The sequence below is a fragment of the Ruegeria sp. BE10 genome (assembly GCF_056538905.1).
In genome coordinates this window covers 156,792-177,737 of sequence record NZ_JBQFTX010000002.1, presented here as the reverse complement: position 1 = coordinate 177,737, position 20,946 = coordinate 156,792, and the positions used below count along the sequence as shown (strand labels likewise).

The 20,946-nt window shown below is 57.5% G+C and carries 23 protein-coding genes; 6 read left to right on the top strand and 17 right to left on the bottom strand.

What is annotated here, in order from left to right; genetic code table 11:
- The 3 genes from tatB to ACR0M2_RS06190 all read left to right on the top strand — a co-directional run bounded on the left by tatB (window position 1) and on the right by ACR0M2_RS06190 (window position 2,292).
- Window positions 1-459, top strand: a complete 459-nt coding sequence (gene tatB / locus ACR0M2_RS06200; protein WP_170348912.1) for a Sec-independent protein translocase protein TatB — start codon at window positions 1-3, stop codon at window positions 457-459.
- Window positions 456-1,331: a twin-arginine translocase subunit TatC gene (gene tatC, locus ACR0M2_RS06195; RefSeq protein WP_170348911.1), complete on the top strand. Its 876-nt coding sequence runs from the start codon at window positions 456-458 to the stop codon at window positions 1,329-1,331. The genes tatB and tatC overlap by 4 nt, the downstream gene beginning before the upstream one ends.
- A gap of 118 nt (window positions 1,332-1,449) precedes the next feature.
- Window positions 1,450-2,292 (top strand): ATP-binding protein, encoded by an 843-nt coding sequence (locus ACR0M2_RS06190; protein WP_480704299.1) that lies wholly within the window; start codon window positions 1,450-1,452, stop codon window positions 2,290-2,292.
- 61 nt (window positions 2,293-2,353) lie between these two features.
- On the opposite strand, the gene ACR0M2_RS06185 is transcribed toward ACR0M2_RS06190, so the two are convergent.
- The 11 genes from ACR0M2_RS06185 to alr form a co-directional block, all read right to left on the bottom strand.
- Entirely contained in the window at window positions 2,354-2,998 is a 645-nt protein-coding gene (locus ACR0M2_RS06185) for an SDR family NAD(P)-dependent oxidoreductase (RefSeq protein WP_170348909.1), read from the bottom strand.
- Between the two features lie 41 nt (window positions 2,999-3,039).
- A complete protein-coding gene (locus tag ACR0M2_RS06180; protein ID WP_170358760.1) occupies window positions 3,040-3,288 on the bottom strand; it encodes a hypothetical protein in 249 nt (82 codons plus the stop codon).
- A gap of 266 nt (window positions 3,289-3,554) precedes the next feature.
- Window positions 3,555-5,078, bottom strand: a complete 1,524-nt coding sequence (gene purF / locus ACR0M2_RS06175) for an amidophosphoribosyltransferase (protein WP_170348907.1) — start codon at window positions 5,076-5,078, stop codon at window positions 3,555-3,557.
- A gap of 630 nt (window positions 5,079-5,708) precedes the next feature.
- Window positions 5,709-6,314, bottom strand: coding sequence for a CvpA family protein (locus ACR0M2_RS06170; RefSeq protein WP_170348906.1), 606 nt, complete (start codon window positions 6,312-6,314; stop codon window positions 5,709-5,711).
- 42 nt (window positions 6,315-6,356) lie between these two features.
- On the bottom strand, window positions 6,357-7,718 hold the full coding sequence (gene radA / locus ACR0M2_RS06165) for a DNA repair protein RadA (protein WP_170348905.1): 1,362 nt from the start codon (window positions 7,716-7,718) through the stop codon (window positions 6,357-6,359).
- A gap of 121 nt (window positions 7,719-7,839) precedes the next feature.
- The gene (locus tag ACR0M2_RS06160; RefSeq protein WP_226688372.1) at window positions 7,840-8,442 is read right to left on the bottom strand and encodes a DNA repair protein; all 603 of its coding nucleotides are present in this window, start codon (window positions 8,440-8,442) and stop codon (window positions 7,840-7,842) included.
- A 329-nt stretch (window positions 8,443-8,771) separates the two neighbouring features.
- Window positions 8,772-9,224: a paraquat-inducible protein A gene (locus tag ACR0M2_RS06155; protein WP_480704298.1), complete on the bottom strand. Its 453-nt coding sequence runs from the start codon at window positions 9,222-9,224 to the stop codon at window positions 8,772-8,774.
- Window positions 9,221-9,679, bottom strand: coding sequence for a hypothetical protein (locus tag ACR0M2_RS06150; RefSeq protein ID WP_480704297.1), 459 nt, complete (start codon window positions 9,677-9,679; stop codon window positions 9,221-9,223). The genes ACR0M2_RS06155 and ACR0M2_RS06150 overlap by 4 nt, the downstream gene beginning before the upstream one ends.
- The gene (locus ACR0M2_RS06145) at window positions 9,676-10,422 is read right to left on the bottom strand and encodes an ABC transporter ATP-binding protein (RefSeq protein ID WP_170358754.1); all 747 of its coding nucleotides are present in this window, start codon (window positions 10,420-10,422) and stop codon (window positions 9,676-9,678) included. The genes ACR0M2_RS06150 and ACR0M2_RS06145 overlap by 4 nt, the downstream gene beginning before the upstream one ends.
- Window positions 10,419-11,201, bottom strand: a complete 783-nt coding sequence (locus ACR0M2_RS06140) for an MlaE family ABC transporter permease (protein WP_170348900.1) — start codon at window positions 11,199-11,201, stop codon at window positions 10,419-10,421. The genes ACR0M2_RS06145 and ACR0M2_RS06140 overlap by 4 nt, the downstream gene beginning before the upstream one ends.
- Complete coding sequence (gene alr, locus ACR0M2_RS06135; protein ID WP_480646893.1) at window positions 11,198-12,232, bottom strand: alanine racemase; 1,035 nt, start codon at window positions 12,230-12,232, stop codon at window positions 11,198-11,200. Before alr ends, ACR0M2_RS06140 begins: the two co-directional genes overlap by 4 nt.
- A gap of 214 nt (window positions 12,233-12,446) precedes the next feature.
- Here alr and ACR0M2_RS06130 point away from each other — a divergent pair, with 214 nt between their 5' ends.
- The gene (locus ACR0M2_RS06130; protein WP_254438704.1) at window positions 12,447-12,986 is read left to right on the top strand and encodes a GNAT family N-acetyltransferase; all 540 of its coding nucleotides are present in this window, start codon (window positions 12,447-12,449) and stop codon (window positions 12,984-12,986) included.
- Between the two features lies 1 nt (window position 12,987).
- On the opposite strand, the gene ACR0M2_RS06125 is transcribed toward ACR0M2_RS06130, so the two are convergent.
- The 3 genes from ACR0M2_RS06125 to ACR0M2_RS06115 form a co-directional block, all read right to left on the bottom strand.
- Entirely contained in the window at window positions 12,988-14,478 is a 1,491-nt protein-coding gene (locus ACR0M2_RS06125) for a replicative DNA helicase (protein WP_480704296.1), read from the bottom strand.
- 223 nt (window positions 14,479-14,701) lie between these two features.
- Window positions 14,702-15,382: an orotate phosphoribosyltransferase gene (locus tag ACR0M2_RS06120; RefSeq protein WP_170348897.1), complete on the bottom strand. Its 681-nt coding sequence runs from the start codon at window positions 15,380-15,382 to the stop codon at window positions 14,702-14,704.
- 142 nt (window positions 15,383-15,524) lie between these two features.
- Complete coding sequence (locus ACR0M2_RS06115; RefSeq protein ID WP_480704295.1) at window positions 15,525-16,706, bottom strand: ammonium transporter; 1,182 nt, start codon at window positions 16,704-16,706, stop codon at window positions 15,525-15,527.
- A 340-nt stretch (window positions 16,707-17,046) separates the two neighbouring features.
- On the opposite strand from ACR0M2_RS06115, the gene ACR0M2_RS06110 reads away from it, so the two are divergent.
- Window positions 17,047-17,523: an SET domain-containing protein-lysine N-methyltransferase gene (locus tag ACR0M2_RS06110; RefSeq protein ID WP_480704294.1), complete on the top strand. Its 477-nt coding sequence runs from the start codon at window positions 17,047-17,049 to the stop codon at window positions 17,521-17,523.
- Between the two features lie 5 nt (window positions 17,524-17,528).
- Complete coding sequence (locus ACR0M2_RS06105) at window positions 17,529-18,659, top strand: hypothetical protein (protein ID WP_480704293.1); 1,131 nt, start codon at window positions 17,529-17,531, stop codon at window positions 18,657-18,659.
- A 17-nt stretch (window positions 18,660-18,676) separates the two neighbouring features.
- Here ACR0M2_RS06105 and ACR0M2_RS06100 read toward each other — a convergent pair whose 3' ends face one another.
- Genes ACR0M2_RS06100 through ACR0M2_RS06090 form a run of 3 tightly spaced genes read right to left on the bottom strand, consistent with a single transcriptional unit; the run spans window position 18,677 to window position 20,774 of the window.
- On the bottom strand, window positions 18,677-19,153 hold the full coding sequence (locus ACR0M2_RS06100; RefSeq protein ID WP_480704292.1) for a CinA family protein: 477 nt from the start codon (window positions 19,151-19,153) through the stop codon (window positions 18,677-18,679).
- Window positions 19,150-19,647, bottom strand: a complete 498-nt coding sequence (locus tag ACR0M2_RS06095; RefSeq protein WP_480704291.1) for a phosphatidylglycerophosphatase A family protein — start codon at window positions 19,645-19,647, stop codon at window positions 19,150-19,152. Before ACR0M2_RS06095 ends, ACR0M2_RS06100 begins: the two co-directional genes overlap by 4 nt.
- Complete coding sequence (locus ACR0M2_RS06090) at window positions 19,644-20,774, bottom strand: bifunctional 2-C-methyl-D-erythritol 4-phosphate cytidylyltransferase/2-C-methyl-D-erythritol 2,4-cyclodiphosphate synthase (RefSeq protein WP_170410085.1); 1,131 nt, start codon at window positions 20,772-20,774, stop codon at window positions 19,644-19,646. The genes ACR0M2_RS06095 and ACR0M2_RS06090 overlap by 4 nt, the downstream gene beginning before the upstream one ends.
- Between the last annotated feature and the right edge of the window lie 172 nt (window positions 20,775-20,946).

Here is a 20,946-nt window from a genome sequence, read left to right as displayed (position 1 = left end):
ATGTTTGATCTGGGTTGGACCGAGCTTCTGGTCATTGGCATTGTTGCCCTGATCGTTGTGGGGCCAAAGGACCTGCCGGTTCTGTTTCGCAATGTTGGCCGCTGGGTTGGCAAGGCCCGTGGTATGGCGCGCGAATTCAGCAGCGCCATGAACGAGGCCGCGGATCAGGCAGGTGTGAACGAGATCAAAAAGGGTTTGAACGCGGCCGCCAATCCCGTCAGCACCGCCATGGACAGCGTTAACGAGGCGGCGCGGGACGTTGCCAAAAGCATCGATCCCACCAAGTTCGACCCCGACAGCGAAACCGGTAAGCTGGCCGCAGAACGGGCTGAACAAGCCAAGAAGATTCAGGCCTCAACTGCCCGTGCTGCGGCTGAGCGTAAGGCCAAAGAAGCGGCAGATGCGCTAGCCAAAGCCGAAGAGGCCGAGGCCGCGCTGAAGACTGAAAGCAAGACATGACAAAGACCGACGAGATCGAAGACAGCTCGGCCCCGCTGATTGAGCATCTGGCGGAACTGCGCACGCGGCTGATCCACTGCGTCGTGGCGTTTTTGGTTGGGATGATCATCTGTTTCACTGTGGCCACGCCGCTTTTCAACTTCCTGACTAACCCTTTGTGCGAAGTTTTGGCCGAACGCGGGCAGGATTGCGGGTTGATTTTCATCTCGCCGCAAGAAGGGTTCTTCGTTGCTATCAAGGTCTCGCTGCTGGGTGGCTTTATCTTGGCCTTCCCATATATCGGGATGCAGATGTGGCGCTTCGTGGCGCCAGGCCTCTACCGATCGGAAAAGAACGCGTTCCTGCCATTCATGCTGGCCTCGCCCTTCATGTTCCTTCTGGGGGCAAGTTTTGCGTTCTATGTCGTAACACCACTGGCTTATGACTTCTTCCTCGGGTTCCAGCAATTTGGTGCCGAAGGAGAGGCCGTGGTCGAAGGCGCAACTGCGGCTCCGCTGAGCGTGGTGTTCCAGGGCTCGGCGCAGGAATACCTGAACCTGACGATCAAGTTTATCGTGGCCTTTGGCCTGTGTTTTCAACTGCCCGTTTTGTTGACCCTTATGGGTAAGGCGGGGCTGGTTACGGCTGAAGGGCTGGGCTCGGTTCGGAAATACGCAGTGGTTGCCATTCTGGTGCTTGCCGCGCTGGTGACACCGCCTGATGTGATTACGCAGGTTATTCTGTTTGTGGTGGTCTACGGCCTGTATGAGATTTCGATCTTCCTAGTCGCCCGGGTCGAAAAAAAGCGCGAAGAGCAACTGCGTGCCGACGGCTACTATGACGACGAAGAAGAAGCCGACGAAGAGATCGTGCGGGAAGAAGACAGCAAGTAACCCCGCTGAAAACCATGAAACAGGCGCGCTCAATCGGCGCGCCTTTTTCGTGCCTGGCCCTTGTTGCGCCGCTTCGAACATGGTTTGAACCGCGCAAGACATGACGCCGGAGGCCCCAATGGACGACCAAGCCCTGAACCGTATCGCCGACGCGCTGGAACGGATGGCACCAGCCCCTTTGGACGCGCCCGATTTCGCGGCTGCCCCGGCATTTGTCTGGCATGTTGAACCGGATCGGCTGGAGCCCGTCACGCAGGTCAACCGCGTCGATCTGGATTTGCTGGTGGGCATCAACCGGTCCCGCGATACTCTGCTGGAAAATACGCGCCGATTTGCTGCCGGCTTCAAAGCAAATAACGCGTTGCTTTGGGGCGCGCGGGGGATGGGGAAATCCAGCCTCGTCAAAGCCGTTCACGGCACGCTGCAGATGGATTTCCCAGATCTGAAGCTGGTTGAACTCCAGCGCGAGGATATGGGCTCAGTCGCCCGCCTTCTGAATCACCTGCGTGCCGCACCGCACCGGTTCATTCTGTTCTGCGATGACTTATCGTTTAGTCATGACGACCAGCACTATAAATCGCTCAAGGCAGTGCTGGACGGGGGTATCGAAGGGCGCCCGGAAAACGTCGTATTCTACGCCACCTCGAACCGCCGCCACCTGATGCCGCGCGATATGATCGAGAATGAACGCTCCAGCGCGATCAATCCGTCTGAGGCGGTCGAGGAAAAGGTTTCACTGTCTGATCGGTTCGGCCTGTGGTTGGGCTTCCACCCTTGTGATCAGGACGAATACCTAGCGATGATCGACCGCTATTGCGGGGCATATGGCGTGTCGGTTGACGCTGAAACCCTGCGTGCCGAAGCCATCGAATGGCAGGCAACGCGGGGCGCGCGGTCGGGCCGCGTGGCTTGGCAATTCTTCGTCGATCTGGCCGGGCGCAACGGCGTGCACATCGCCTAACCCGCCCGCTTCATCTTTTTCCAAATACTCACGCCGGAAGCATGGCCCAAAGGGCCATTCCTTACAGCAAAGATAAAATCCGAGCGGCTTCGTCTGCCGTGCTGGTCAACGCATCGCGATCCTCACCGGGATGGAATCGCGCACGTACGGCGGTTGGCATCGGGGCAGGTTCGACAATTGAAACCCTCGGGCCGGTGCGTTTGGTCTCTTGTGCCCAGCCACGTGCCAGCGCCATCTGCGCCGCCTTGGTTGCACCGTAGATGCCGTAAAACTTCTGACCGGCTTTCGGATCGTCAAAGAACACGGCATGGCCGGTTTCACCCAACAGGGGGGCAATATAGGGGATCAGAACTGACGTCGCCGTGGCGTTGGTATTTACGGCCTTGGTCCACTCTTTCGGGTCGATGAAATGCGTGGGTGTCAGGGCCGAGGTGTGAACGGCCGTGTGCAGCCACAAATCCACCTTGCCCCAGCGATCATGGATGCCCCGGCACAAGGTCGCCATGGCGTTGGGGTCGGCGATATCCATCGGTGCCAGGGTTGCGGCACCGCCTTTGGCCCGAATGCGGTCATCCAGTTCTTCCAGCCCGCCGGTGGTGCGGGCGACGGCGACAATGTGATATTCGGGTGCCAGTGCCTCGGCCAGGGCAGCGCCCAACCCACGAGAGGCCCCGGTGACGAGGGCAATTTTGGTCTGATCGGTCATGACAGGGGTTTGAACCCCCGCACGCAGGGCGTCAAGACAGATTAACTGCCGGGTATGACGATCCGCTTGGTCTGGCCGCTTTGTCGCAGCATTACGCCGTCGGCATCAATGGCAACGATGGTGCCAGACGACACGCGGCTGCCCAGCTTGACCTCTTTCACACGTCCCGAAGACATACGCATAAGGGCCCGCATGTCCGATTTCGGGCCAAAGACCCCCAGAACAGACAAAGAGCTTTTTTTCAGCACGCCTTTTTGCGTGGCCGCGCTTTTGACAGTGGCGTTTGACATGTATTCCGGCCTGACCACAGCGGCCCGACCCCTTGATTGAGTGGTTGGCAACCAGCGGGCTACCAAACCGGATCAGAAAGGAAAAGCCCGGTTGGTCGAGCACTTCCCAAGGGGATTCGGCATTGCGGCGAAGCCCTTGCGATTGCAATTTCTTCACCGATGGGTTGTGGCGGAAATCTACCGATGCGGCCTGCCAGGCAGACAGAAAAAGGCCCGCATCACATCGGTGAAACGGGCCAAAAAGCAAGGTCGATTCGGATCATATCCTATCCCGAGGCCAGCTTCGCGCTGTTCCACGAGCCGCCCGGAACCTGCATATCTGCGCGTTTCTTGCTGACCCGATTGCTGTTTTCGAGACTGTCCAGATAGTCATCGCTGACGCTGCCGGTGATGTAATTGCCGTCGAAACAGGAACAGTCAAAGGCTTCGATCTCGGGGTTGCCTTCTTTGGCCGCCCAGATCAGGTCGTCGAGATCCTGATAGAACAGGGCATCTGCACCGACTTCCTGACGGATTTCTTCGATATCTTTGCCATTGGCGATCAGTTCATGCTTGGTGGGCATGTCGATGCCATAGACGTTGGGGAATTTTACCGGCGGTGAGGCGCTGGCGATGTACACTTTTTTAGCCCCGGCTTCGCGGCACATCTGCACGATCTTCTTGATTGTATTGCCGCGCACAATGGAATCGTCGATCAGCAGAACGTTGTGATCGCGGAACTCCAACGGAACGGCGTTCAGCTTGCGGCGCACCGATTTCTGGCGCTCTTCCTGGCCGGGCATGATGAAGGTTCGCCCGACATAGCGGTTTTTGACCAGACCTTCGCGGTATGGAATGCCGGTGGCCTTGGCGACCTCAAGCGCCACGGGGCGGGCGCTGTCGGGCACGGGGATGATGCGGTCGATCTCAAGCCCTGCGGCTTGGATCTGGCGGGCCAGCGTCTGACCCATGCGCATCTGGGTTTTGTAAACCGAAACGCCATCCAGCAGCGAATCCGGGCGGGCCAGGTAGACATATTCAAAGATACACGGGGTCAGTTGACCTTCGACCGCCTGGAAGGTGTGCATGTTTCCATCCAGATCAATCAGAATGGCCTCACCGGGGTTAAGGTCGCGCAGCTTTTCAAAGCCGTTGATGCCAAAGGCCACATCCTCTGAGGCAAAGGCGTAATCGTCGCCGTCGCCGTCCACATCGCGCTTGGCGACGGAAAGAGGACGGATGCCATAAGGATCGCGGAACGCCAGCATGCCGACACCGGCAACCAGACAGATTACCGAATAGGCGCCTTGGATTCGCTCCATCGTCATCTTCACACCGGCAAAGATGTTGCGGATCGGTTCGCCGTTGCCGTTGACCTTGATCGCATCGGCAACCTTGTCGGCCAGCACGTTCAGCAGGATTTCCGAATCCGACGTGGTGCGCAGGTGACGGCTGTATTTGGCGGTCACCTTCTCACGCTGTTCGGCGGTGTTGGTGATGTTGCCATTATGAACCAGATAGATGCCATAGGGCGCGTTCACAAAGAACGGCTGCGCCTCGGACGCGCTGAGCGATCCTGCGGTCGGGTACCGCACATGACCCATGCCGATCTTACCCAGAAGGGTCTCGGCGTCTTGTGCGTTGAACACGTCCTTGACCAGACCATTTGCCTTCTTTTCACGGAAGAAGCCGTCGTTATAGGTGACGATCCCCGAGGCATCCTGACCCCGGTGCTGAAGCATCAGCAGCCCGTCATAGATTTCCGCAAAGACATCATGTGTCCTGCTTGCGATCCCTAAAATCCCACACATGTACGGGCTCCAATTTCCATGACGTTTTGACTAGAGGTGATGATCTGAACGTCTGCATGGGTATGCCAGTGCGCCTTGTTTCCATCCCGGCTGATGATGCAAACGCGCCAATGTCACGAGAGCAAGCGCGAGAGAAAACAGGTACAGCAAGATCGGTGGCTCCGATTCCATGTCAGTTCGGCCTCCACATAATGCCTAATGCGCCCTGTGTCATCAAAGGATCACATTCACCAATCGTCGCAGGTGCGTTTTATGAAAGGTGACTGGAATAGGTGACATATAGGCATGCTTGTGCTGTCATGGTGCAAGTAGCGGTTTTTTACCTAGTGTATGAGTTTCGATAGGACGTTAGCCATGTGGGAACACAAGCAAGGAAGAAAAAAAGAAGACCCAGTAAAACGCCGGTGCCATCGCTGCCGTGGCATGGGCCGGTCGCCTTGTCCGATTTGCAATGGCTCTGGCGAGGTGATCAAAAGCCGCGATATCCACGGCAAACCCATAATGGGCCGCTGCGAGGGGTGCTTTGGCCTGAAGAACACCCGATGCACGGTTTGCGGTGGAGAAGGTTTTTTAACTGAATACGTCTGAAAGGCAGCCAAGAAAAAAGCCCGGTCAATGCCGGGCTTTTTCTTATTCAGTTGCGGTCGGTGCTGTGGTTTCCGATGCCTCTGGCGCCTCGGTGCCGGCGCCACAGCTTGCCACCAGCTCTTCATATTGTTGGGTGACCCAACCCAGCCATTGCTCGGGGTTTTGTTCTTCGATGCGGTCGCTGAATTGTTCGAACACTTTGGCGGAACGGCTTTCGTCGACCATCGTATAAGATTGACCGGTCATAACAGTGTCATAGACAAAGAAGGCGATAGCCACCAACAAGATGCCGCGCGCGATGCCAAAGAATAAGCCAAGCGCCTGATCCAACCCGCCAATGGCCGAGCGTTGCACGATCGATGAAAACAGCGGAGTAAAGATGCTGACCACGATCAGAGCGATCGCAAACACGGCGGCAAAGCCGGTGATCACCGACAATTCGCAGCTGTCGCGCAGGAAATCTCCGACGACCGGGATCTCTTTCACCAGCGGAACGGCCTGGGGTGCAAAAATAAAGGCCAGTACGGCGGCTGCGACCCAGCCCGCGATGGCCAAAACCTCACGTAAAAATCCGCGCGAATAGGCCAGCAGGCCTGACACGACGATGATCAGGGCAACCACCCCGTCGATAATTGTAAAACCTTCCATGGCCCTCGCCTGTACTTTTTTTCAGCCCCTCAAGGCGTTACCTTAACCTGCTCCGAAGGTTTCGCCAACAAACCCCACCAAATCAGAGGGTCGGGTGAGTGTCAGACCTGCCACAGTACCGGTTTTGCCGCCCGCCGGAGCGATTGCCGATGTGAAACCAAGTTTTTGGGCTTCTTTCAACCTGTTTTCTGTCTGTGGGGCCGGTCTAAGTGCCCCGGATAACGAGATTTCTCCAAAAATCACCGTATCAGCGGGCAGAGCTGTGTCTTCTCTGGCACTCAGCAATGCGGCCGCCACGGCAAGGTCGGCGGCCGGTTCGCTGATTTTCATCCCTCCGGCGACGTTCAGGTAAACGTCCAACCCGGCAAAGGGGATGCCACAGCGTGCTTCAAGAACGGCAAGGATCATGGCCAGCCGCCCACTATCCCATCCGACCACGGTCCGGCGGGGTTGGGAATGCGGGGACGGTGCCACAAGTGCTTGCAATTCCACCAAAACAGGGCGGGTGCCCTCAATTCCGGCGAAAACGGCCGAACCGGGGCTGGGGGTGCCGCGTTCCGACAGGAACAAGGCCGAGGGGTTTGTGACCTGCGCCAACCCTTTGCCGGTCATTTCGAACACGCCGATTTCATCAGCGGGGCCAAAACGGTTTTTCACGGCACGCAAGATGCGGAACTGATGGCCACGTTCACCTTCGAAATAGAGCACGGTGTCGACCATGTGCTCGACCACGCGAGGGCCTGCGATCTGGCCTTCCTTGGTGACATGGCCGACCATGATGATTGATACGCCGTGTCGTTTCGCAAACGTTGTCAATTCATGCGCTGCGGCCCGGACTTGTGACACTGAGCCGGGGGCGCTGTCCACATTGTCGGCCCACATGGTCTGAATCGAGTCGATGATGGCCAGACCGGGCTTTTCAGCCTCAAGCGTCGTCAGGATGTTGCGTAGGTTGGTTTCAGCCGCCAGTTGAACCGGCGCGTCCTCGAGCCCCAGACGGCGGGCCCGCATTCGAACCTGCGCGCTGGCTTCTTCGCCGGAAACATAGATGGTTTTGACGCCCGCACGGGAAAAGCGCGCCGCGGCCTGCAGCAGAAGGGTGGATTTGCCGATACCGGGGTCGCCGCCCACCAGCAGGGCCGAGGCGGGAACAAGGCCACCGCCAAGCACGCGGTCCAGTTCCTCAACTCCGCAAAGCGTACGGGGCGGGGGTGTTTCTTCGGTCGACAGATCGGTGAGTGCGATGGACTGGCCGCGTTTGCCGCCCAAGGATTTCTTGGCGGGACCCGCCGAAAGGGGTACGTCCTGCGAAATGGTGTTCCACTCGCCGCATGCGTCACAACGCCCGGACCAGCGCGAATGCGACGCGCCGCAGGCCGAACAGGAGAAAGTCGTTTTTGCCATGCGGCCTTGGTGCCCGAGGATCGGCGGTTCTTCAAGCCCTTGCAAGGCATTCATCTCCACCGGTGGGGTGCCGCGTCCTCAGGCCCGATGGGCCATCGTCCGCAGCAAAGGCGCCAAGCGCCTATTCCGCCGCGCGGGGCGGGGACATGGCGACCACGCTTGAGGCTTTGGTCGAGCTGTCCTTGGGAGGTGTTTGCAACTGAGCCGACAGTTCGGGTAACAGCTCAAACAGCTCATCCCGCAGGCGGGCCAGTTGTGACTTGGCGATGGTTTCTTCCATTTCGACATCGCGCGTCCATTGGCGCAATTCGTTCTGGATCACCTGGGCTTCTTCGAGACGCTTCTGGAACAGCTCAATCTCTTCCTGACGTTGTTGTAGGAAGGTTCGGGCGCGATTGATCCGCACGTCGCCATAAGTTTCGGCCAGTTCGTGGCTGATCTGGCTCATCTGTGCGGCCAGTTCCAGGATTTCGGGCTCGAGTGTCTGTAGGTCAGGGTGCTGGCGCAGAAAGGCCATACGTTCTTTGACCGCGTCAAACTCGGACGACATCATGAACAGGCCGCCACGGTCCGCTGCGTGGGCCATTTGATAGGCGTCTGATATGTCGTGCATGTTCAGGGCAAATTTGCGGTGATTGTTTTCCAATGCCATCATTCGGGCATTCGCTGGCAGATAGAATGCCAGCATGAGAATCAGAACGGTCAGGCCGATCTGGATAAACATCCCGGCGTCTTGCACTGGCCCACCGCCGAAACCGGCTTGCATGGATAACCAGGGCAATACACCCAAGGCAGATAATAATGTGGCTGAAACGGCAAACAGGGCTGCCGCGCAAATGAGGAAAAAAGTCAGTCTTAAAAAGGCATTCTGAAATTGCAATGTAATGTTATGGAGGGCAGTCATGTTCGACGAACTCCTTCTAGAACCGGTACACACCAGGCCCAAGCGGAGAGCATCCAAAACACACAGATTGATCCGCTACGGACCCGAAAACTACAAATTGTCACTGCTCGAAATATAAAGATGATACTCAGATGAGTGTTTTCAATCAATTACATCTGAGTATTTCGTGATCTGCGTGTCATTTCGGTAATGTGGCCCAACGCGAGCGAGGCCAGAATGCAGGCCGTGAACAGGTAAAGTCCCCATGCAGTTTCGATGGTCGCGTAGGAAATTCCCTTGGCCAGCGTGATGTAAAGCGCGATCAGAAAAATGTCGGCCATGGCCAGCTTGCCGAGGATGTTCAGCGCGGGTTGGACGCGCACGTCCAGCAGGTCCCATTGGATCAGAGCGGTGCCGATGGTTTTGATGTAAGGCGCGACGATGGCGAAGATGGTGACGATCAGCGCCAGAAAGACGTCCGATTTCCACAAGGATTGCAGGCCGGTGATGACGCTGATTTCGCTGAGGCCGAAGATCGGGAGTAGCCCCGCACGCATAAGAGGGGCGAACCACGCGATTGGGTAAAGGATCAGGAGGGAGAGGGTGGCGAGGCGGAGTATCATGTTAAAATGCGGGGAAGTAAGAAAAGCAAACCTATTGCGATACTACCAAAGTCAAACTCCCGCATACTTCCAGACCAACTTTTTTGGAAATTCCTTCGGACGTTGAAACCTAGGAGAATGAATAGTACCCCGACACCCATATCCAACAATGGGTCGTCGAGCTTATTCATCAGAAACGACATAACGAAAGCAACGACCACCAAGACAACGAGCCCCAGACCAGTCTGAAACGGAGACGTTTCCATTGCCGCTTCGGAGTACTTTTCTTCAGCGCCCCAGCCAAACTTTTGCCTTCTGAACGCGGCGATGGCGTCTGTGTAGTTTTCACCGGAGTCAGAGGTTTGTTTGAAACCGGGAATAAGGCCGGACAATATAATGCCAAGACCAAACAAATAGGAAAAACCAATCTGTTTAATGAAAGTCGCCAGGTCGCCAAATGTCGTAACTTCGATCACCGCACTGCCTCAATCGGCCCCTCTGCACTCCCACTGATGAACTGCTCTACATAAGGATCACCCGACGCATCCATCTGACTCACTGGGCCGGTCCACTGGATGACGCCTCCGTGCAGCATGGCCACGTTGTCGGCAATCGCGCGGACGGAGCTCATGTCGTGGGTGATGGTCATCGCGGTGGCGCCCATCTCGGTCACGATCTCGCGGATCAGATCATTGATGACGCCTGACATGATCGGATCAAGACCGGTGGTGGGCTCGTCAAAGAAAATGATCTCGGGCTCGGCGGCAATGGCGCGGGCGAGGCCCACGCGTTTTTGCATGCCCCCGGACAGCTCGGACGGAAACCGGTCGGCCACGTCGGATTTCAGACCCACGCGGCGTAGTTTCTCGATAGCGATTTCGCGGGCGTATTCCGGCGGGCGCTTCAACGGTCCGCGCAGCAGGCGGAACGAGACATTCTGCCAGACGGGCAGCGAGTCAAACAGGGCAGCGCCCTGAAACAGCATCCCGAACCGGGCCAGAAACTTATCCCTATCGCCTTTGGTGGCGTCTTTGCCATCCACATAGATCATACCGCTGTCGGGTTTGATCAGGCCAAGGATACATTTCAGCGCCACCGATTTGCCGGTGCCCGAACCGCCGATGATGACCATCGAGGTACCCTTGGGGATCTCAAGGTCCATGCCCTGCAGAACCCGATTGTCCCCAAAGGCCTTTTGTACGTTCTCCATCCGGATCATAGCGAGAAGAACACCCCTGTCAGAATGAAGTTGGTGGCCAGAATCATGATAGCAGCAGATTCGACCGAAGATTTGGTGGCGCGGCCCACACCCTGCGCACCGCGGCCCGAGTTCATGCCGTAAAAGCAGCCCATGACCGCCGCGATCAGGCCGAAGGCTGCGCCCTTGGCCAGCGACGACATGATGTCATGGGCCTCAAGGAAATTGACTGTGTTCAGCAGGTAGGTCGCCGGATTGAAACCCAAATTTTGGGTCGCAACGACATAACCGCCCGCGATGCCAATGATATCTCCGATCCCGACCAGTAGCGGCACGGTAATCAGCGCGGCCAGAACGCGCGGGGCCGTCAGGTATTTCATCGGATGAGTGGACAGGGTGACCAGCGCGTCGATCTGCTCGGTCACTTTCATGGTGGCGATCTCGGCTGCGATGGACGAGGTCACGCGGGCGGCGATCATCAGACCCACCAGCACGGGGCCCAGTTCGCGCACCATACCGATGGCAACGATCTGCGGCACCACGGCCTCGGCGTTGAAGCGAGCGCCGCCAGCGTAGATCTGCAGCGCCAGCGCGCCACCAGTGAAAATGGCGGTCAGGCCGACGACAGGCAGGGACAGCCAGCCGATGTTCATCAGCGCGACGATAAATTCGCGCGGGTAGTAGGGCGGACGAAAAATGTGCGAGATCGCATCAATCGTAAACAGCGCGACTTTGCCAAAGGTGGCAAACAGCGCCAGGACCGCGCGGCCCAACCCACCCAGCAGAGAAAGAGGATTCATTCCACGTAACCCCGTGAATAACGCGCGCCAAGCGAAGTGAGGATTTCATACCCGATGGTGCCTGCGGCCTCGGCCAGGTCATCGACTGTCTGGTGACCGTTCAGGATGCGCAGGCGTTCTGGGTCTTCGGGCAGGTCAGTTACGTCAATGGTGACAAGGTCCATCGATATGCGACCGACCACAGGGCAGGGTTGGTCCCCGGCAAATGCGTCGATACCGCCGCCAATGGCCCGGTGCAGCCCGTCCGCATACCCTGCGGCCACGGTTGCGATTCGTGATGGGCGTCGGGCAACCCAGCTACCGCCATAACCGACGGTTTCACCAACTTCGACCGCGCGCACCTGAATGACGGGCAGATCGACGGTTACGACGGGCTTGGCGTCGGCAAATGGCATGCCGCCATAAAGACCAACGCCCGGACGGCAGAAATCAAAGTGGAATTCCGAGCCCATCAGCGTGCCCGCCGTTGCCGCCAGCGACCGTGGTGCGGTGACACCATCGGTCATATCGCGGAAGGTCTTTAGCTGTTGACGGTTCATCGGGTGGTCGGGCTCATCCGAGCAGGCCAAATGCGATATGACCGCCTGTGGGTTCTGGCTTTCCATCTCAGACCTCAGCGCGGCCCAATCGGCGGGCTCAAGGCCCAGACGGTTCATTCCACTGTCCAGTTGAACTCCGAATGGGTGACTCGGCATGGCCTGTTGCAGGCGTTGGAACTGTTCCGGAGAGTTGATCAAAGGAATCAGGTTGTCAGCAAAGTGCAGCCCGTTGTCACCTTCCATGAACCCTGAGAAGACAAAAATCTGGGGTTCGGGGCCAACGGCTTTGCGCACGGCGGCGCCTTCTTCTGCGGCGGCGACAAAGAACTTGCGAACGCCTTCTTCGGCCAGGGTCGCAGACACCGGTCCGGCACCAAGGCCGTAGGCGTCAGCTTTGACCACGGCGCCGGTCTCGACATCCGTTTTTGCATTGAGCGCCCGCCAGTTGCTGGCGAGCGCCTGAAGATTGATCGTCAAACGTGCGGTACTCATGGTGCTGTTCATGACATTGGATTGCGGCAGGTCAAGGGGGTAGGCGGCAATTCTTGTGCATATCGCGGTGTTCCTACGCAGCTTCTGGCCGGTATCGCAAGATCATGGCTAAAAAAGGCTCGGACAAGGGCAGCCGAACTCTCGTCATTGTGTCCAACCTGTGATCAACTCGGCGCATGAAACGGGACCGTTGATCCATCTGAAAGGGGCCGTAATGCTGAACCTGACTGCCGACTACCGGGCTCGGGCTGCCGAACTGCCCGGCTTGTTTCTGGACGTCTTCACCGCCTCAGAAGGCGAAGGAGAGGGGCGTGCGGTTGCTGCTTTGGTGGATGACCTGCTGCTTTCAACACCCGATGGAGATCTTTTGGGCGTTTTGGCTTTGGATGACCGCAATCTGGCAGGTTGCATCCTATTCTCGCGGCTCAGCTATGATCAGGACCCGCGCCAGGTCTTTCTGATGTCACCGGTGGCCGTGCGCGCCGACAGGCAAAAGTCGGGCATTGGTCAGAAATTGATCGGCTTTGGATTGGAACAACTGCGCCATAACGGGGTTGATTTTGCAGTGACTTACGGTGATCCGGCATATTATTGCAAAACCGGGTTTCAACCGATCGCACAAACATTCGCACAACCGCCCATGCCGCTGAGCATGCCACATGGTTGGCTTGGACAATCCTTGAATGGCGACGATGCGCCGCTTATGGGCCCGTCCCGCTGTGTCAGCGCATTCAATAAACCTGAGATGTGGTAGGTCAGTAGCCTTCGATTTGGCCGTCCTGTTGCCAGGGTTTGACCAAGTTACCGAACCGGGTGAACTGAGCCTCGAACGACAGCTCGACCGTGCCGATGGGGCCGTGACGCTGTTTGCCGACGATAACTTCGGCTTTGGCGTGCAGGCGCTCCATGGCCTGTTTCCACTCTTCCATCTTTTCCAGCTCGTGATCGCCGGGTTTTTCGCGTTCCTTATAATATTCCTCGCGGAACACGAACATCACCACGTCGGCATCCTGTTCGATCGAGCCCGATTCCCGCAGGTCAGACAATTGCGGGCGCTTGTCGTCGCGGTTTTCGACCTGACGGCTCAGCTGTGACAGTGCGATGACCGGGATGTTCAGTTCTTTGGCGATGGCCTTCATGCCCATCGAAATTTCGGCAATCTCGTTGACCCGATTTTCGGCCATGCCACGGCACAGCTGCAGATAGTCGATGACCAGCAGGTCCAGCCCATGCGTCCGCTTCAACCGCCGCGCGCGGGCGGCCAACTGAGAGATCGGCAGGGCCGGGGTGTCGTCGATGAACAATGGGCAGGCTTCCAGATCCTTGGCCGCGTCGACAAAGCGGCGGAATTCGGATTCCGTCATGTCACCCTGACGAATTTTGTGGCTGGAAATCTCGGAGGCTTCGGCCAGAACCCGGCCCGCCAATTGCTCGGCACTCATCTCAAGCGAGAAGAAACCCACAACGCCACCGTCAATCGCGCCTTCGGTGCCATCCGGCTTGGTGCCGCGCTTGTACGCCTTGGCCACGTTGAACGCCACATTGGTCGCCAACGAGGTTTTCCCCATCGACGGACGACCCGCAAGAATAATCAAGTCGGACGGATGCAGCCCGCCCAACTGTTTGTCCAGGTCGGCCAGACCGGTAGAAATTCCCGCCATGCCACCACCACGTTGATACGCTTCGTTGGTGACGTTGACGGCTTCTGTGACCGCCTTGAGGAAAGATTGGAAACCCTGTTCGGTCTGGCCCTGCTCGGATAACTGATAAAGTTGCTGTTCAGCCTCGACGATCTGTTCTTTGGGCTCGCTGGATACATCCACCCGCGCCGCCTTGTCAGAGATATCCCGACCCAGCCGGATCAACTCGCGGCGAATAGCTAGGTCATAGATCATCTGGGCGTAGTCATGCACAGCAAACGCGCTGATCGAAGCCCCGGCCAGTTTCACCAGATAGGCGGGGCCGCCCAGTTCCTTCAGACCTTCATCTTCGGCCATAAAGGATTTCAGCGTGACGGGCGAGGCCAGCGCATTCTTGGCGATGCGATTGGCCGCAACCTCGTAGATGCGGGCGTGGACCGGATCATAGAAATGTTCGGACCCGATGATCGAGGCCACCCGGTCATAAAGATCGTTGTTGGTCAGGATCGCACCCAGAAGCTGTTGTTCGGCTTCAATGGAATGCGGCATTGATTCGGCGTTTTGAATCTTCGCCGCTGCCTGCTCGATGCTGCTTATCTCGTTCATTTTGTCCCCGCTGCCCACGGTGTTCTTACACGCGACACTGGCGTGTCGGCTATCTGGAAATACTTGTGGGTAACTATGGGTAACGCCTTGGGATAAGTTTTGAAGACGCCATAGTTCCAGAATGGATTTGGTCTATTATGTAGGATATCACGCAGATGTCACTATATATTGTTTCCCCAAAGCCGATTCTCAGACGTTTATCCCCAAGTAATCCACAGCAAGTTTACGTGGATTTATTCGCATCCTGCCACTTGCGCGGGTCGTTAAGGAAGGCCTCGACACCATCAAGTGTTTCTTGGTCAAAGGCTTTCTGCGCTTTGGCCTCGGCCAAAACATCCCACCATGTGCAAAGGTGATGCAGCTTCACGCCGTGATCGCCCAGCGTTTTTTCGGTTTCGGGGAAAATGCCATAGTAGAAGATCACCGCCGTATGCCCGCAGGTCGCGCCGGTTTCACGGATCGCATCCACAAAGGACAGCTTTGAGCCGCCATCGGTCGTCAGGTCCTCGACCAGCAATACACGCTCACCTTCGCTCATGGCGCCTTCGATACGGGCGTTGCGGCCATAGCCTTTGGGCTTTTTGCGCACATAGGTCATCGGCAGAGCCATACGCTCGGCGACCATGGCGGCAAACGGGATGCCGGCTGTCTCACCACCTGCGATGTTATCAAACGCCTCAAAACCCGCATCACGCATTACGGTGACCGTCAGGAAATCCATCAGGGTCGAGCGGATGCGCGGGTACGAGATCAGCTTGCGACAATCGATATAGGTCGGGCTGGGCAGGCCCGAGGCCAATGTGAACGGTTCGCGCGAGTTAAAGTGGACGGCCTTGATCTCCAGCAGCATCCGCGCGGTCAGGCGGGCGATTTCGGTGCTATCGGGGAAAGAGCTGGGGATCATGGTGCAACCTCGGGACAAAATGACATTGCGGGCTGATAGCCTGTCCTTTGGGCCAGAGTCGAGAGGGCTGAGCCGCAAAAGAAAAGCGGACCCGCAAGAGGTCCGCTTTGCGCCCTTGCGGGCCGCGCAGGCTAAGGTGGGCTTAGCTGCTCATATCATAGGCCCGTTCACCGTGTACCGACAGATCTAGCCCGTTTGTCTCGGTTTCTGCGTCTACGCGAAGCGGGGTGATAAGTGCAACCAGTTTGATCAACACAAAAGTGACAACTGCCGTAAAGGCACCCACAATCACCAGCCCGCCAATCTGGGCAGTCCAAGCGCCCAAACCGAATACGACGATCATCAGCGTGCCAAAGATGCCGCCCACGCCGTGAACGGCAAAGACGTCCAGCGTGTCGTCGATCTTGGCGATGTTGCGGATGACGTTGACCGCCTCCTGACATAGGACACCTGCGACTGCACCGATGATTAGCGCCTGCACCGGATCGACATAGCCTGAAGCCGGAGTAATCGACGCCAGACCAGCGATTGTGCCGGTGACCAGCCCCACCATCGAGGCTTTGCCGTATTTGATGCGTTCGTACAGCGCCCATGTCAGTGACGCGGTCGCCGCCGAGATATGCGTGACAGTCATCGCCATCGCCGCACCACCATCAGCGGCCAGTTGCGAGCCGCCATTGAAACCGAACCAGCCGACCCACAGCATCGCGGCGCCAATCATAACATAGCCAGGGTTGTGCGGCGGCGTCGTGCGATTGCGGCGCGGTCCAAGTGCAATGGCGATGATCAGCGCAGCCAGACCGGCCGTTTCATGGACGACGATGCCACCCGCAAAGTCGCGGACACCCACCTCACCAAGAATGCCACCATCGGTCAGCATGCCGCCGCCCCAAATCCAATGCACCACGGGCGCGTAACACAGCAACATCCACAGGGCTGAGAATATCAGGACAAACCCAAACCCCACACGTTCGACATAGGCCCCGACGATCAGGGCTGGGGTGATGATGGCAAAGGTCATCTGGAAGGCAAAAAACAGGACCTCTGGCAGGGTGCCCGACAGGCTGTCGGCGTCGACACCGCTCAAAAACGCTTTGCCCAGCCCGCCCCAAAGGCCCGACCCACCGTCGCCAAATGCGATGGAATAGCCTGCGACCAGCCACAGGATGCTCATCAAACAGGCGATGCTGAAACAGTGCATGAAAACGCTCAGCACGTTGCGGGCGCGCACGAGGCCGCCGTAGAACAGGGCCAGGCCCGGCAATGTCATGAACAGGACCAGGGCGGTTGCCACTATGATCCAGGCGGTATCGGCTCCATTCATCAGCCGGTCTCCTTTTTTGCGTCTTTTACGTGCATGGAAGGGGTTGAAGCCGACAGCAGTCGCGGAAAAAAGAGGCAGACACGGTTTTAGCGCCTGATTAACGGGCTTTTGGCCAAGCGGTGACAAAACAGGCACCCGATGGTGCTGGATGCCCAATAATTAAACAACTTGGGAAAGGTGCGTTGGCGCAGATCTACTGGCGTCATTAGGGAAACCGACGTGTAAGCGGGTGTCAGGCCCGCCAACGTATGACCCATTAGAAAGCGACCTGCGCTAAGGGATTGCTTGTCTTGGTTGAAAGCGGCTTCTAAAGTCGGTTGCGACGACAGGAGGGGCCGGAATGACGGTGGAGTTGGCAGGACCACGCATCCAGAATTTGGATAAAGTCCTGGAGGGCATCAGTGACATTCACGGCACAGGCTTGTTTGCGCGGTCCGATATCCAAACTGGCGCTGTTCTGGGGTATTTAGACGGCCAAATCGTCGATTATGATCGTCATCCCACGGTTCGCGATCTGGAGTGGAACGGGGTTGGCGGAAGCAAGGTTCTCTACTGCCCATTTGCCACCCAATACGCTTTGATTAACCATTCGTTTACCCCCAATCTCTCAATACTCAGAACCGATTGGGCCATTGTGGCTTGTCAGGATATTCGTGAAGGAGAAGAATTGACGCTTGATTACCTCGAGCATGGCGTTCCCGAAACCTATCTAAATTCTCCACACGGAAATTACCTGCGTAACAATTTCATCCAGTACATCTGGAAACCGAGACCCGTACCCGGCTGTCCTCTGTCATTCGAGAAATTGTCCCTTTAAGACCAGTGCTTTGCGGAAAAGCGGCCGAGGAGATCTCGGAAAACAGGCTCAACGCAAACCATACTGATGAATTGCACGCATTCTCTGGCAACGCCTTCACAAAAAGTCTGACTGAACTGCGTCGCAATGCCTGCCTTGAGTGGGATCTGTCGGATCTGGTGACATCCCCGGAACCCCATAGCGACGCGTGGTATTTCAAACTTCTGCTGATGGTTTCTGGTGATATATGTCTGGTCTATGGCGCGAGTTTCTCGGATCTTGCGCACTTGCCCGAAATCCCGCGGCCTTACTACCGCGACCACACGCTTCCCGAAGTTACAGAACTGGTCGACGCACTGGTTTCCGTTTTGCAGCTTCGCGTTGGATCGCGGCTTGAGGCTGATCTGGACACATCCATTCAAGTCGTCCTTGGTGGGGTGGACACGGCACCATTCCATGAACGCCTTTCGAAGTTGTTCGAAGAGGAAGGGCTGGTATTGGAAGATTGCGAGATGTCGGCGGCAGAAAATGGGGATTGGACCATCTACGGAGGCTGGAGTTATTCCGCCATCGTTCGCAAAGACCTGGCCGAGGAATTCTATTTCGTTGCGCTGATGTTCAGGTTGCAGCTGGACTGGATCAAAGCGCGCCGTATTCGCAACAAGATCGTCAATACTGCGGATGAGCGCGCCGAATCCTATCACGGAAGCAAAATTGGCGAACTCAATACCGCCCTAAATGAGTTGATCTTTTTCCTACAGGTGGCCCGCCAAAGGCGGGCTGATTACCGGGCGAACCTGAAACCCTGGCTTGCCCGGTGTTACGATTCGACCAACACGCGCTGGCAAATCGAAGATAACTTTGACAGCCTTTACAAAGCGGCCTGTGATTTTCGGAATTATGTCGGTTTTATCAGCGACGAAAAATCCAAGCTGCAACTCGAGATTCAGTCAAAACTGCTGTACTTCATCGCTGGTCTGGACACATTGGCGATATCCTCTTTTGCCATGACGTTGCTGTCTTTTCGGCGCGGTGACAGCCCTGTGTTGCCCGGCTGGATTCACCAATATGGCCCAAAGCTGCTGTTGTTTCTTGTGGCGTCGAATGTCGCTCTTTTGCTGGTGATTTTCGTGCTGGGCTTCATTCGAAAAAGATAAGCAGTTTTGGCGCCACATTAAGAAAACGCGACAAGCCCTTGTGCTAGCAGTGCCAAAGCATGATCTCTCGCGGCCACGCGCACGTTGTCCCGACCCAATGCACCAAATTCGACGGTCTCGGTCAGCGTAGGATGGCCTTTCGCGGCCAATCCAAAACAAACCCGGCCTTCGGGTTTGAATTCAGAACCGCCGGGGCCCGCGATTCCGGTTACGGAAACCGCCAATTGCGCGTCGGAGTGCGCCAGGGCACCGTCCGCCATTTCACCCGCAACCTGTTCCGAAACCGCCCCATGTGCGACCAGTGTTTCGCCCTGAACCCCCAGCATTTGCTGTTTCGCGGTGTTCGTGTAGGTGACAAACCCACGCTCGATTACGGCTGAACTGCCGGGGATATCGGTCAGCGCCGCCGCCACCATACCGCCGGTACAACTTTCGGCGGTGGCGATCATCACGCCCTTTGACTTGGCGCGGTCGAGGATTTCGGCAACGGTCACAGGCCCAGAACTCCGTGCGAGATACCGGCGAGGATCAGAACTCCGACCCCGGCGAGGATACCGGCAATGACATCGTCCAGCATGACACCCATTGCGTCGTCGCGCCGGTCGGCCCAGCCAACAGGGCCCGGTTTGGTGATGTCGAACAAGCGGAACAGCACGAAGCCGGCAATCCAGCCCGGCCAAAGTGCCGTGATTTCAATCCCGTGTGCCCAGGAGGGATAAGAAATTGCCCAAAGCGCGATGAACTGCCCGGCGACCTCGTCGATGACAATCTCGGACGGATCGTGATTGTCCTGGCCCGCTGTCATCACGCGTGTGGCCCAGAGACCGCCAAAGAACGCGACCAGTGTGGCGATCACCAACAGCGGAAAGCCACCCAGCGTGTGCAGAACCCACGCCAGCGGCAGGGCGGCCAGTGACCCCCATGTGCCGGGCGCAGGTCGCAGATAGCCCACGCCGCAGACGGTTCCGATCAGTTGCGCGGCAGTCATGATTTCACCAGACAAGCTGTGGCGAGTGAGGCAATCCCCTCGCTTCGGCCAGTGAACCCCAGCCGTTCCGACGTCGTTGCTTTGACCGAGACCTGATCCGCGCTCAGGTCCATGATCCGTGCCATCTCGTTGCGCATGGCAGGCGCATGGGGGCCGATTTTGGGGTATTCGCAGACCAGTGTGCAGTCGACGTTCGAGATTTTGTAGCCCATCTGCCCGGCCAGTTCGACCGCATGGCGTAGGAAAATCTCGCTGGCAGCACCCTTCCATTGCGGGTCTGAGGGGGGGAAGTGCTGGCCAATGTCGCCCTGCACCAACGCGCCATAGATGGCGTCAGTGACGGCGTGCATGCCCACATCCGCGTCTGAATGACCTTGCAGGCCGCGATCATGCGGCACCTTCACACCACACAGGATCACGTGATCCCCGTCGCCAAACCGATGCACGTCATACCCGTTGCCCAGCCTTACATCCATATCCGTTCCCAATATGCGTTCCGCCCGGGCAAAATCCTCGGGCCGTGTGATTTTGATGTTATCCGCATTGCCCGGCACGATGGCCACGTCCAGCCCGGCGGCACGGGCGACCTCGACATCGTCGGCAGCGCCTCCTGGGTGGGCCGCGTGGGCCGAGGCGATGGCGTCATAGTGAAAACCCTGCGGCGTTTGCGCAGCGAACAGCCCGGTCCGGTCCTGAGTTCCCGTCACGATAGAACCGTCTCCGGTCCAGAGCGCATCAGTGACCGTCAACCCCGGCGCGGCAGCAGGGTGGGTTTCCAGTGCTTCCAGAACCTGTTGAATGGTCTGAAGGTCAACACAAGGCCGCGCTACGTCATGGATAAGAACGCGATGCACCCCATAGGGCAACAGCACATCAAGCCCGTTGCGCACCGATCCGGCCCGGTCACTGCCGCCCTTGGCAAGGATCAGATCAGAGTTTTCGAACTCGGCCCATGCGTCCCTGTCATCTTCGGACAAGACAAGCACGATCTGGTCGACTTGCCCTTGAAATTGATCAATCGTCCAATCCGCAACGCGGCGCCCTGCCAATGGGCGCCACTGCTTTGGTGTTCCCCCTCCGGCGCGCAGGCCGCGTCCTGCGGCGACGATGATGGCGGCGGTGGTCATGGGGGGCGTTCTCTCCGATGGTTTGAGGCAATCTTTAGGGTGCGGTGAATGCAGAGGCAATCACCCACGTAAAGTTGCCTAAAAAATAGGCATATGATGATTTAGCGGGCTTGAAGGTCGCCGTTTTGTTGTTCATATGCGCTCAATTCGATATCAAAGCCGCAACTGCCCA

Coding starts and splice junctions, on each gene's coding strand:
- ACR0M2_RS06090 (WP_170410085.1), bottom strand. CDS start 20,774: ATGACCACCGCCGCCATCATCGTCGCCGCAGGACGCGGCCTGCGCGCC.
- purF (WP_170348907.1), bottom strand. CDS start 5,078: ATGTGTGGGATTTTAGGGATCGCAAGCAGGACACATGATGTCTTTGCG.
- tatB (WP_170348912.1), top strand. CDS start 1: ATGTTTGATCTGGGTTGGACCGAGCTTCTGGTCATTGGCATTGTTGCC.
- ACR0M2_RS06110 (WP_480704294.1), top strand. CDS start 17,047: ATGACGGTGGAGTTGGCAGGACCACGCATCCAGAATTTGGATAAAGTC.
- ACR0M2_RS06180 (WP_170358760.1), bottom strand. CDS start 3,288: ATGTCAAACGCCACTGTCAAAAGCGCGGCCACGCAAAAAGGCGTGCTG.
- ACR0M2_RS06170 (WP_170348906.1), bottom strand. CDS start 6,314: ATGGAAGGTTTTACAATTATCGACGGGGTGGTTGCCCTGATCATCGTC.
- ACR0M2_RS06185 (WP_170348909.1), bottom strand. CDS start 2,998: ATGACCGATCAGACCAAAATTGCCCTCGTCACCGGGGCCTCTCGTGGG.
- ACR0M2_RS06120 (WP_170348897.1), bottom strand. CDS start 15,382: ATGATCCCCAGCTCTTTCCCCGATAGCACCGAAATCGCCCGCCTGACC.
- ACR0M2_RS06155 (WP_480704298.1), bottom strand. CDS start 9,224: ATGATACTCCGCCTCGCCACCCTCTCCCTCCTGATCCTTTACCCAATC.
- ACR0M2_RS06145 (WP_170358754.1), bottom strand. CDS start 10,422: ATGATCCGGATGGAGAACGTACAAAAGGCCTTTGGGGACAATCGGGTT.
- ACR0M2_RS06160 (WP_226688372.1), bottom strand. CDS start 8,442: ATGTTTATCCAGATCGGCCTGACCGTTCTGATTCTCATGCTGGCATTC.
- ACR0M2_RS06125 (WP_480704296.1), bottom strand. CDS start 14,478: ATGAACGAGATAAGCAGCATCGAGCAGGCAGCGGCGAAGATTCAAAAC.
- radA (WP_170348905.1), bottom strand. CDS start 7,718: ATGGCAAAAACGACTTTCTCCTGTTCGGCCTGCGGCGCGTCGCATTCG.
- ACR0M2_RS06130 (WP_254438704.1), top strand. CDS start 12,447: ATGCTGAACCTGACTGCCGACTACCGGGCTCGGGCTGCCGAACTGCCC.
- alr (WP_480646893.1), bottom strand. CDS start 12,232: ATGAGTACCGCACGTTTGACGATCAATCTTCAGGCGCTCGCCAGCAAC.
- ACR0M2_RS06115 (WP_480704295.1), bottom strand. CDS start 16,706: ATGAATGGAGCCGATACCGCCTGGATCATAGTGGCAACCGCCCTGGTC.
- ACR0M2_RS06190 (WP_480704299.1), top strand. CDS start 1,450: ATGGACGACCAAGCCCTGAACCGTATCGCCGACGCGCTGGAACGGATG.
- tatC (WP_170348911.1), top strand. CDS start 456: ATGACAAAGACCGACGAGATCGAAGACAGCTCGGCCCCGCTGATTGAG.
- ACR0M2_RS06095 (WP_480704291.1), bottom strand. CDS start 19,647: ATGACTGCCGCGCAACTGATCGGAACCGTCTGCGGCGTGGGCTATCTG.
- ACR0M2_RS06140 (WP_170348900.1), bottom strand. CDS start 11,201: ATGAATCCTCTTTCTCTGCTGGGTGGGTTGGGCCGCGCGGTCCTGGCG.